Below are 13,043 nucleotides of genomic sequence, written 5' to 3' on the forward strand. Positions count from 1 at the left end.
AAAGCCGTATATTGTCCTCGCCATTTTTGGCGGCGTGTTCTATCTGGTGGCTGATTGGATGGAATGGGTGAGATAAGTTCGTTCAGGGGACTAAGACTTAAGGACAGGGGCTGACCATGGNAGGAAAAAAGACTCGGCAGGGCTTAATAAGGGGGCTGAGACGGCATGTCGAATTACTGTGGACTATACCTAACAGNGTGCATAATCGATTGAATGCTTCTCTTGCTGATTGATAATTTTGTAAGCGGCTTATCCCAGCATTATCGATGATTGATTTGGCATACAACATTGTGAGGCTGATAAGTGATTAAAATAAGGCAAGTCAATCGAGTTACCGCATATGCACTTCGGTCAGGTATTGTTACCCACGCTGATGAGCCACCAGTGCAGTGGAAGGCCTTTGCTCACACCGGTTTTAATCACCAATCCATCATCGACCAATTTGAGGAGCAGGCGACAACTGGTTTGAAAAACGCTGGTTATTGAGTGATCTTCTTCATGTTAATACGTACACAGCGCACAGTTCACCGTACGCTTACTATTAATCAATTGATTTCTTCCATTTTTCGATGTTTAAATCTAATATAGGCGAAATTAGAAATAAGTGTTGTTTTTCCATACTGCAATCAACCAGTTTCATGACGAATAAAGTATTTCATATATCCAACGAATTGCTAAAAACAATGGCTCAAATGTTTCTGAGTAAAGTGTTATTTCGTTTTTTGGATAACATCGCTCTAGAAAAAACATTATCTTAGTCAAAGCCAACGGATTTGAACTGTCAGATAGCGAGTACAGCAAGGCTTTAGGCTTATCTCTCATACTGATTGTTATTAACAAACTAGGTAGTTATAGATAGATGGATATACAACGCAGGGATTGCTTATTGCCGCTTAATTATTCATTCCAATTTTGTTAATCAAATTTTACATCCTTGTATTTCAATAAATATTTCGCTCTGGGCGGTTGATAGCCTCTTGGTTTAAATATAGTTAAAATCAGTAGTTGGAGTTTTATGAACAAAGTCTTTAAAGTTATCTGGAACCGAGCTCAGGGGCGATTTGATGTGACCTCTGAATTATCTATGTCAGGTAAAAAAACTAAGTCTGAGCTTAACCAGTGTGATGTTTCCTCGGGTTTAACGCCGTCTAGTTTTAAACTGAGTAGCTTAACGCTAACTTTAATGATGGCATTATTTGGCAATAACGCTTATGCGACGGAAGCCTTGGTTGAATCTAATTCGAACAAATTAAGTAGTACCAAAAGTGTACTATTATCATCTGCTAACGCCTGTGATAACGATACACTGACCTGTAATTTAACGTCACCTTGGGATTATACAACGGCAAACGCTTGGGGGGACGCAGTGGTAATCGGTGATGGCCATCGTTATGTGGTTAACGGTCCTGACAGCATAGTGGTAACCTCATCAGGAACCACTCAGTTATTTATTAGCGATGCGATTGATAAAGGGTACGTGACCTCGGCTACTGTCAATGGCGCAACGATAGATCCAACAACGTTTGATGCCCGCAGTTTAATTCTGCTCGATTTTGGTGCTAAAAATAATACCTTTACTATTACTGACGGCACTGGCGTGACGACGACAGTAACAACCTTTACACCAGATGCTTTACAAGCGTTAACCCGAGATACTCAATTACTGGCTACGGTTATCGATAAAGATCGCCCATCCAGTCTGTTTTATCAAGCCGGTATGCTAAAGGTGACTAACGGTATTGCCGAGTTCAACCTCAAAGCGCCGACCATTCAAAACGTCTATACCAAAGATACTCAGCTAGCCTATGCCGACGGTAGCGGAGCAGACAAAGCCGAAATTATCTGGACGTCGACCAATAATATTAAGCAGGCTTCGGGCGTGACCGGAGGAAGCGTACCGCTAACGGCGTCTTTCTCTCGTTTCAAGCAAGTAACTGCTTATGATGGCTCTCTCCATGACATTACTAACATAGAAGAATTAAAATCTTATAATCAATGGCTTATTGATAGTATTAAAACTAACAAACTTCAGGCTAAGCTCTATGATGCTGAGTTGCAAAAGGCTTATAGTCAGAATTCTGTTACCTATATTGTTGATACCTCTGGTGGTAGCAGCGACCCAACGCTGAATGCGCCAATTGGTTCTTTTGCTGCTTTGTATGGTACGGGCTCGAATGCTACCGTCACGCTGCGCGGAGAGTTATCTGGCTCGCCGTTGAATAATACGACGGGTAAAAATGCGCTTATTCTGTTGGAGAATGGCGCATTAGGTTCAGTGGACGCCGGTGCAAAACTGATTCACCGTGGTGGTTATGGTTATAGTGTTTCGGTACAAAGCGGAAGCACCTTTGTTAATAACGGCTTGATTGATAATGCCGGTACCAGCGTAACCTATCAGGCTTACGTTACGGGCAACGGCAGCCATCTTATCAATAACGGGATATTCAATTTGTCCCCGGCTGGCGTCTATAGCAGTAATTACGGTATGGGCGTAACGTTAAAAGAAGGGCATTTAACCAACAATACCGGCGGGATAATGAATTTCTCTAACGGTAGCTACGATAATCCCGGACGGGTTATTGGCATTGATGCAACCGGTACAGGAATTGGCGGCTATGCTGTCAATAACGGCATTATGACATTGGGTATGATGCCAGTTGGCAACGATCTGTCTAATGTGACTCAGGTTAATACTACCGCTGAGTCGCGTATTTTGAATATAGGATCGCTTAAGACTGCCGGTGAGAGCCAAAATAACGGCACAATGGTACTGGGAGAAAAAACCGAAGGAACCTACGCGGTCTATATTAATCAGGCCAATGATGCCGGAGTCAATAAGAAAGTGTTCGTTAATACCATTACGGGAATTATCGATATCTTAGGCTCTAAGTCTGAAACATCCGCGGCAAACTTTGGTATTTTTGCCACTAATAGCGCAAAGAAAATAGAGAACGCCGGTACCATTAATGTCAAAGGTACCAACAATATTGGTATTAAAGTGCAGGGAGCGTCTCAGGTCGTCTCTTTCGGTACTATCAACGTTGCTGGTAAAAAAACGATTAATAAACTTAATAACTTCGGAGTATGGGTTGAAGGTAATAACTCACTGGCCGAAGTTTCTGGGTTAATCAATCTGACCGGTGATAACACCATCGGTATTCATGCTAGAGATAAAGGTAATATTAACTTGACTGGCAACGGTAAAGTGACCTTTGCCTACGGTGAAAACCAGCTTGGTTATTACATTTATGGCGCTAACTCAAAAATTAACAATACGAGTAGCGGTTCTCAAGATGTTACTACCAAAAATTCAACGCTGATGCGTTTGGATGGCGGTGCTTCGTTCACTGGCTCGTCTGCATCGACATCAAGCATGTCAGCCTCAGGTGAAAATGCCAAAGTGATTGTTGCCACGGGGCTTGGTACTAGCGTTAACTCCGGTGGTATGAGCGTCAACGTCAGTGGCAAAAATGCAGTTGGACTTCAGATTGAAGGTGGAGCTACAGGCACTATTGCTAATACTGCCAGTATCAACCTTTCTGGACAGGGTTCTATTGCCGCGATCGCTGACGGTCAAGGTCACGACCTGGCCGGAAATATTCGAGTTACCAGCGATGCAGATAAAGCCACAACCCGACTTAATGCCGGAGCCTCGTTGAATTCCTTATTGGACGGCGTAGTCGGTTATATTGCCAAAAATCTGGCAACGCTCAATAACACCGGTGATATTACGTTTATCGGTAAGAATACGGTGGGTATTCAGGTCGAAGAAGGTGCTACCGGTATTAACAGCGGTAATATTACGCTCGGTGACAACGGGATCGGTTTGGTTGCTAAAGCAGAGAATCTCAATACGCGACTCACCAGCACCGGAAACTTGATCCTTAACGGTGAAGGAGCAATTGGTATTTCAGCCACCGGTGTAAAAGTTGTGGTTGATATGAAATCAGACGGTATCAGCACACCCACTATTGCACTTAATGGTAATGGCGCGGCAGGTGTAAAAGCCGCTGGCGGTAGCACCATTAATCTCGACGATAAAGTCGTCACTCAATTCTCCACTACAGCAACCGACCAGACTGCGTTCTGGGTCAGCGGCAAAGCCAACGATGGCACGTCATCAAAAATTAACGTGGCAGCCACCACCAATCCTTACGGTGCCAGCGGCGAGCGTTCGACTCTATTCTACGTTGATAATGGTGCTAACCTGAGCGGTGCATTAAAAATTAACGTATCCGGTAAGCAGGCCAGCGGAATTAAAGTTAGCGATGTTGGAACTAAAGCGGTGGTTGATGCCGGTAGTCAAATTACTGTAAACGGTGAGAATGCGACGGGTATTCGGGCAACTCATGGTGGAGAGGCTGAGATTAAGTCCGGGGCAGCTTTCATTGTAAGTGGGACTGGGGCGACCATCGGTTTAGCAGAAGACCTTGGTTCTAAAATTACCAATGCGGCAGCGGTGATGTCAGCAACTGGAAGTTCAGGGTCGACAGCGTTTATTGCCCGTGATAGCGGTGAACTAAATAATACCGGCAATATCGATTTATCTCAGGGCAGTGACCACGTGGCTATCAGCGTGAAAAACGGTATTGTCACCAATAGCGGAGATATCAAAGCCAGCGGCACGGCTATTTATATTGAAGGTGAAAACTCAGTTATTAATAATTCTGGAACCATTGCCGCTACGAACGGTAAAGCGGCGATAGAGCTAGGGTTAGATGCCAGTTTGAATCTGGCGGCATTGTCAGGTAACGGCACCATTACGACCAAAGGCACAGCAGACGGCATTCTATTATCTCAAGGTGCTAAAGGGCTTAACGTATCTAATACGATTATTGATATGAGCGATGCCAGTAGCACTGGTGTCGGTATTCATAATAAAGCTGGTATTAGTGGAATTAAGCTGGATAACACCACCATTAAAGTCAATAACGGCGTAGGTATCTATACCGGATCGACGTTAGACAAGGTTAATAGCGGGCTGATTGAGGTTGCCGGTGGTATCGGTATTCTGTATCAAAACGTTGATGGTTCTGCGACGAATAACGATTTGGATCTATCAGGATCCCAAGGGCTATCCATTGACATTAATGCTGCCGGCGGTAGGGGTATTGTCGCCAACCTGACCGGTAGTAATAAATCGGTTAATACTGCTATTAATGTCAATATAAATGATAGTGCTGGCGGGGCCGCCTTGGATATTCAAGGTGCAGATACCCTGATCCAAAACGGTAATTTAATCTCAAAAAGCAGCGATGTTATTAAAGCCGGAACGGCTACATCGATTAGCAATAGTGGCCGTATTGAAGCCGGCGATCGTAGCCAAAATCTGATCGTGATGGATGCTGCGCTGAATAAGCAGTTCACTAATACGGGCAGCCTTGTCGGGCAACTGAATTTTGATGGTGGCACCAATAACGTTCAGCTTAATGATGGTAGTGATATTGACGGCGATATTGCGCTGGGTAGCGGCACAAGCAATCAGCTGAGCATGAGCGGTACCAGTAATCAGCTAACCGGCAACGTGACTGCGACTGGTAGAGATACCCGGATTTCGTTGGCTGAGTCAGCAACAATTAACGGCAACGTTCAACTAGCTGCGGGCCAAAACCAGATTGATTTGCAAGATAATGGGCAACTATACGGTAACCTCAACGTAGGTACAGGTAATAACATCATTACGCTGACTGACAACGCGAAAATCAGCGGTTCAATCACTACCGGAGCAGGGAACAATAGCCTGAGATTAAGTGGGCAGAGCCAAATTGATAACTTTACTGCCGCTGACGGTGGAGAGAATCACGTTACTGTGAAAGGTCAGGCAACGTTCCGCCAGCTTAATGCCGGACTCGGCGGTGCTAATGACAGTCTGACGTTTGATAATGTGTCTTATACCTTAACCAATGTTCAGAATATCCAACATTTTGATCGGATTAATCTGACCAATGGTTCTGCGTTTACTACGGCGCAGCAAATCCAGATGGGGGACGGTCAGGATTCATCAGGCTACATAGAGATTGATCAACATTCATCACTAACCCTCAATTCAACCGCAGCCTATATGTTAAACCATGGGTTAAGTGGCAATGGCTTGCTCAACGTGACGGCCGCCAGTCAGTTTGATTTCGGTGCCAATAGCGGCAATCAGTTTACCGGTACTGTAGCGATGAACAGCGCTAATTTCGCGCTGTCGGGCTTCAATACCAGTGCGTTAACCAAAGCGATGCTTGAGGTTAAGCAGAATAATACCACTACCGTGGGTAACGGGATTCAGACCATTGGTAGCCTGACTCTGGACGGCGGTACGCTGGACTTCGGTTTATATCTGCCGGGTACAGTCACGTCGGGTGCCTTTATTGATATCACCGGTGTATTAGACGTTTCTAAATCAGGTCAGATTAAGGTCAATAAATCGGTGTTTGAGAATAACTCAACGCCGATTGTCAACCAATCTCTGGGACTATTAGATCAGCAAAATGAAACGCTACTTCAATTGGCGAGCGCTGGCAGTGTATTAACCGGTGGTGCGCTTTCACTGGTCGATCAGAATGGCAATACTGTTAGTAGTGCTACTCAAGAGATGATTACTCAAAATGGCGCCAACGCTGCGCTGGCAACTTATGACTATCGGGTTGTGACCGATGGAGAAAACGGTGGCGGTTTGTCTGTGGGCTATGGTTTATCTGAATTAGAACTATTAAGTTCAGGTACAGACCAACTGTTGATTGACGTTGCTAACAGCAGCGGCCGTTCATTAACGGCGAAAGTAACCGGCAGCGGCGATCTGGGCATTGCCGCCGGAGATGGTAGCGATAGCCTGACTATCAGTCATTTGAATAATGATTATACTGGTAATACTGACCTAAAAACCGGTACGTTAAAGCTGGGTTCAGATAACGCATTGGGTCATTCCGATAAACTCAAACTGGCCAATGCAACTACCGTTGATATCAATGGAAAACAGCAAACCCTAGGCCAGTTAAACGGGATTAGCGGTTCAACCCTGAATCTGAACGGCGGTGAACTGACGTTGACCAATGGAGGTACTTCAGCCGGAAACCTAACGGGGGCAGGTCAGCTAAAGGTTGATGGCGGTAAGCTAACGGTAACTAAAGAAAATACAGCCCTAAACGCTAATACTCTGGTCGCTGAATTTGCCGAAGTAGTATTAAACAATGTACAGGCGCTGGGTAACGGCAACCTGATGGTGAACGGTAAAGCGACGCTAGACAATGCGGACGGTAATTTAGCTAACCAATTATCGGGTAGCGGTGAGCTTAATATCAATAACGGCAGTGATGTGCGACTTAGTGGCGATAACAGTGGATTTAGCAGTGTTATCAACATTGATACAGCATCAACGCTGACTGTAGGTGAGAACAAACATATCGGCGGGGCTACGCTGATTGACAACGGCAACCGATTTATTGCCGATAACGGTGCCGCCATGACGCTGAGCAGTATTGTTCAGGGTTCTGGCGATTTAGTTAAGACCAATGCGGGTACTTTGACGCTGAGTGGTGCTAATGCTTATTCGGGTAAAACCTTAATTCAAAATGGCGTAGTGGCTATCTCTGCCGATGCTAATCTGGGCGATGGGTCAAGCACCAATCAGACTGTGCTGGACGGTGGCGATTTACAAATTACTTCTGATTTAACCTCGGATCGTTATGTGACATTGTCACAGGTTGCTAATGTGGTTGTCGACGCCGGTTTGATCGCAACCATGGCTGGTTGGGACGATCAGGGTAATAGCAATAACGCTATAACTAAGTCTGGTGGCGGTAAACTTATCTGGACCGGTAATAACAGCGCCAATACTGCGGAAGTAACGGTTAACGCCGGCACGCTTGAGGTTGAAAACCTGACTAATCTAGCCAGCGCTGCTGGGATAGTGAACTTAGGCTTGCAGGGTACGTTAGCGATCGATAAGAGTAACGGGACTGCGGCAGATCTGAATTTCACTCGTAGCCTGACTGGTCAGGGTCAACTGTTAGTTAATCTGGGCGATAGTGATAAAGCGTTTAGTTTTGACTCATCGTCGGTTAGCGGCGGTTTCAGCGGTCAACTGACCATGAATGACGGGCGCTTTATACTGGATGCTAATGCGGCTCAAACAATGGCGAACGCGACGTTACGGCTTAAGGGTGATCTTCACGGTTTAGGTAGTACTACGCTTGTCGGTAACCAGACGATGGGCGGATTAATCATTAATGGCGGCAAGATTGAAGTGGATTATGACGCAACCACTCATTTACCTACCGGTCATTTAACGGTCAATCGTTTCGATGCAACCGGCGGCGGTGCGCTGGCAATTACCACACCGTCCCACATGCCAAGCGCGGGTGCATCCAGCGGGGTATCGTTCTTCGATCATGATGATAACGTTGAAGATCAAATCGTTTCGGCGACTGACGTTGCTGGCGTTGGTAGCCAACTTGCGTTAACTGGCGTTGATGGTACGCCAGTAGCATCCGATCAGGTCATTAGCGTTATCCAGAACGGCGTTCAAACCGGTAATGCTCACTATAACTATATGGCTGCTGTAAAAGAGGACGGTCTGTATATTGGCCACGGATTAACCCAGTTGGATGCATTTGCTAATCAGTCGATCATATTAGATAACAGTGCTGCTGTGGATAATTCTCTAGGTGCCAAACTGACCGGCGAAGGTGGCTTTAGTATTAACGCCACAGGTACAGTGCGTATTGGTAATGCGGCCAGTGATTATAAAGGTGAAACCGACCTTAACCGCGGCAATTTGGTTTTGATAACCGATCATAGTTTAGGCCACACCTCCGAATTGAATATGTTGGCTAGCACTAGTTTAGATCTGAACGGTAATCGACAAACGGTTGGCAGTTTAAATATGGCGGCTAACAGTCAGGTTAGCTTCAACCAAGGTAAGTTGAGCGTTACTGACGGAGGTCAAGTTGACGGCACGTTAACCGGTGCTGGTTATCTGGTTCTGGAAGCAGGTACCACCAGTTTTAATGGTAACAGTGGTCTGTTTACCGGTACTACCGATATTCAACAAGGTGCTATCGCAAACTTGACCCAGCCACAAGGGTTAGGACAGGGCGCAATCAACAATGAAGGTTTGTTGAACCTTGATGGCGCTAAAGGCACTCTGCTGAATAACCTGAGCGGTCAGGCCGGTGATGTTGTTCTGAGTAATGCAGCATCATTGTCGCTGGGCGGTAATAACAGCGGTTTCTCAGGTACCTTTACTATTGAGCATAACAGCGAGTTAACGGTCGGCGATGTTAGCCATTTTGGTGCAGCATCGGTATTAAACGACGGACAAGTGACGTTTGATAATTCAGGCTTATGGAAACTGACCAATCAAATTTCTGGCGGCGGAACGCTGATTAAGAAAGGAACAGGTACGGTACAGATAGATGACAATGTGCAGGTTTCTGCTTCATCTGTCGATATTGAAAACGGCCTGATGTTAGTCGGCGGTGCTGCGCTTTCAACCGCCAATTTTGTGAGCGATGTCAATATTCAAGACGGTGGTGCATTGGGCGGTTATGGCAAAGTAACCGGTGATGTTACCAATAGCGGGAATCTGCTGGTAGGTCACTCAATTACCGCCACGGGTCATGGCGAATTTACCATTGACGGCAACTACACTGGCAACGATGGTAACGTGATTATTAATACCAATTTAGACAACGATGCATCGTCAACCGATAAACTGGTAATTACCGGCAATACGGCGGGTCAGAGTAATGTGATGGTGACCAGTGCCCGTGGTGACGGAGCTCAAACGGTGAATGGTATTAAGGTTATCGACATTGGTGGTACATCAGGCGGTGATTTTAAGCTGAAAGGGCGCGCTGTATCGGGTGCTTATGAATATTATCTGTTTAAGGGCGGCATCGAAACGCCTGACGACGGTGACTGGTATCTTCGTTCAGCGCTGTCATCAACCTCACCAACGCCAGAACAGCTTATTTATCGTCCAGAAGCAGGTAGCTATATGGCGAATATGGCCGCAACCAGTAAGTTATTTAACCTTCGTTTAGCAGACCGTAAAGGCCGAGCTGAAGACTCTAGTATGTGGTTACGCCAGCAAGGTTCGCGGACTAAGTTTGGCGACAGTACTGGTCAGTTAGACAGCGCAACCAACAGCTATGTGATTCAGGGCGGTGGTGAAGTATTTAATGCACAGTTTACTGACAATGACCGTTTAGGCTTAGGCCTGATGATAGGGTATGGTAATGCAGACAGCAAAACGGGTTCTGGCCAGAGCGGATATAACTCGACGGGTAAAGTCGACGGATATAGCGCGGGCGTTTACGGAACCTGGTATCAGGATGCCAGCTCACTGAACGGCGCTTATCTGGACAGCTGGTTACAATACAGCTGTATGAAGGGTGAAGTTAACGGCGATCAGATATCCAGCGAACGTTATGACATTGATGGCTTAAGTGCTTCACTGGAGGCTGGGTATCGCATGCCAGTCTATCAGGGCGAAAATGGTGATGTATTCGTTACGCCACAGGCTCAGGTTATCTGGAACGGGATTAAAGCCGATGATCATACTGAAGCTAACGGCACCAAGGTTCAGTCTAAGGGTAACAATAACGTTCAAACTCGTTTAGGTGTGAAACTCTCTCGCGATGGCGTAAGCGACATGGACAAAGGCAAACTGTTTACCACATATGTCGAAACTAACTGGATACACAATACCGAACAGGCGGAAGTAAGTCTGGATGGTATGATTATTAAACAGTCAGGTAATGCCAATATTGCTGAGCTTAAACTGGGTGCTGAAGGCCAGTTGAATAACAAGGTTAGCCTTTGGACTAACGTTGCTCAACAGGTGGGGGATGAGGGATATAACGACACAGCGTTAACTGTAGGTATTAAGTTCAAGTTCTAATTTAAAGCGTTGAATAAAGGACGTATTGCATCATGAAGATGCAGTACGTCTTTTTTATATTTAATAGTTTGATATTACCGAGTCATCAATAATTATTTGTCTCTCTAGAACATTTTAATTACGTATGGAACCTTGCTCCTGTGCATTGTTCTAAATTCGGAATCACGGCTTTAAGTATGTTACTTTAACGCTAGAAAAATGGAATTGACGATAAACAAGGGAATATATTTATGCCCACAAATATAAAATAGATCACCACAAAAATCAGAGCCGCGATTCATGCCGCGACGGGTGGCTTAATTGGTCGGGAACACCTGACTGAACTTATCCCTACGCTAAACAGTTGCACTGAAAGAATGAGGTCAGGTGAGCGCAGCTTAGCCAAACGACTCGACGCATCTCTCGATAATGATTGTTTATTTTAGCGGATGAAGCGCGTCGCTTATATGTTGGATTTACACGAGCAACTCAGCATTTTCTGGTGACCTGACATGCTCAGTATGACTCTGGAAAACTCATTCAGCCATCGTGTTATTTAGCGATATTCACCTCGTCAATTTTCGACGGAACTAAGCTGTTTATTTTTTACCTTGTTTGAGTAGAAACCAACAAGAAGAAGCAAAAAATAATGTGAGGGGAATAATAAACTACCCCGACCATCATCAGTCAGGATAGTTTATTTGCTGTGAATGAGGCCTATTTACCTTAGTGGCGTCGATAGTTGTTGAATACACCAGCATTAACCAAGCCAAAGGCAATCCTATTTTTCTACGCTAAGATCACTGTGTATTTAGTGGTTTTGCCATCCGCTTACCGGAGAAGAGACACTCTGTCAGAATATGATAGTCATTAAAGATATAATTCTGTCACTGAAATAGTTCATCAAGAATAATTTTTATCGATAAAACAATGAATAGAATATTATTAGATATTACACATGTGATGTTGGGACGGGGCTAGATTGGGGATCTTGAAAAAGCTAAATTGAGGTCATCATGCAGAATGCCTGAATAGGTGCTTATGCCTCCTCAATACTGGTCTTACACTGATAGATGTCATGGGAATGGTAACGGCAGAAGTTACGTTGCCAGAGGCTATACAGTCGGCCGTAGGCAGCAATAGGCTCAGGTGCCATACCAAGCTGATACCCCAAGCCCCGACTGAAGTCGAAATCAATGGCATACGTTGATTCTTGGCCAAACGGTGTCGTCATATAAGTAAATTCGGTTATGTAACAGATATACCATCGATTATCCTGTTTCCTTTCTATCCTAATCTCAACGGGGCGGTAACCGCCCGTTTCTGCCGTGTAGTCAGGATTGCTGTAATTGAGCGTAATGCTGAAGACTTTTGGGTGACGTTCGATGACGTTGGCTAGCAGTGTAATGAAGGGTTTAAAAATCGGTAAATCACAGGTAATCGTTAAGTGTGGTGCTTTTCGTTTTAGTCGATTGGATTTTATTTTCATGAATACGTCTCATTCGCATGATTTGTTATGAACAAAAAGAGGGGGAGGCTAAAAAGCCTCCCCCTCTATTCTCTTTATTTTACTGACTGCCTTAGAACGCAAAATACCTTTTCTTCAACAGACTACGCCTTCTTTTTCGAGTTTATCCATATAGTCGGCATACCACTGTAACATCTCACGCCGGCCATCCAGATACTGAGCATGGTTATAGGTTCCTCGTATGGAGTTTTTATCAACATGAGCAAGCTGGGTTTCAATCCATGCGGTGTTATAACCTTGCTCATGTAGAATTGTACTCATGGTGTGGCGAAAACCATGGCCTGTGGCTTTACCGCCATACCCTATACGTTTAATCAACCTATTTAGTGTCGTTTCATTTATTGGTTTATCGCGGAGATCTCTTCCTGGGAAGACATTCGGGTAGTGACCACTTATTGGGTAAATTTGTTTCAGAATTAAGACCGCCTGAGTTGATAGCGGAACTATGTGGGGTCTTTTCATCTTCATCCGTTCCGCAGGGATCTCCCATATAGCATGCTCTAAATTGATTTCATCCCACGTTGCATTACGTAATTCACCCGGTCTGACCCCCGAAATAATTAATAAATGCAACGCTGCTTTTAGCATTTGATTACCCATATAACCATCAAGGGAATATAAAAAGGCAGGTAATTGACTGACTGA

The 13,043-nt window shown here is 45.0% G+C and carries 3 protein-coding genes; 1 reads left to right on the forward strand and 2 read right to left on the reverse strand.

The window, feature by feature from the left end:
* Positions 1-1,015 precede the first annotated feature (1,015 nt).
* Complete coding sequence (locus YWE_RS0119470) at positions 1,016-10,891, forward strand: autotransporter outer membrane beta-barrel domain-containing protein (protein ID WP_029096030.1); 9,876 nt, start codon at positions 1,016-1,018, stop codon at positions 10,889-10,891.
* Between the two features lie 1,018 nt (positions 10,892-11,909).
* Here the strand turns inward: YWE_RS0119470 and YWE_RS0119475 are convergent.
* Positions 11,910-12,359, reverse strand: coding sequence for a DUF2787 family protein (locus YWE_RS0119475; protein ID WP_051323450.1), 450 nt, complete (start codon positions 12,357-12,359; stop codon positions 11,910-11,912).
* Between the two features lie 114 nt (positions 12,360-12,473).
* Positions 12,474-13,043, reverse strand: a 570-nt coding sequence (locus YWE_RS0119480) for a tyrosine-type recombinase/integrase (RefSeq protein WP_029096032.1), incomplete at its 5' end; no start/stop codon positions are given.

It is taken from the genome of Budvicia aquatica DSM 5075 = ATCC 35567 (assembly GCF_000427805.1).
GTDB classification, from domain to species: domain Bacteria; phylum Pseudomonadota; class Gammaproteobacteria; order Enterobacterales; family Enterobacteriaceae; genus Budvicia; species Budvicia aquatica.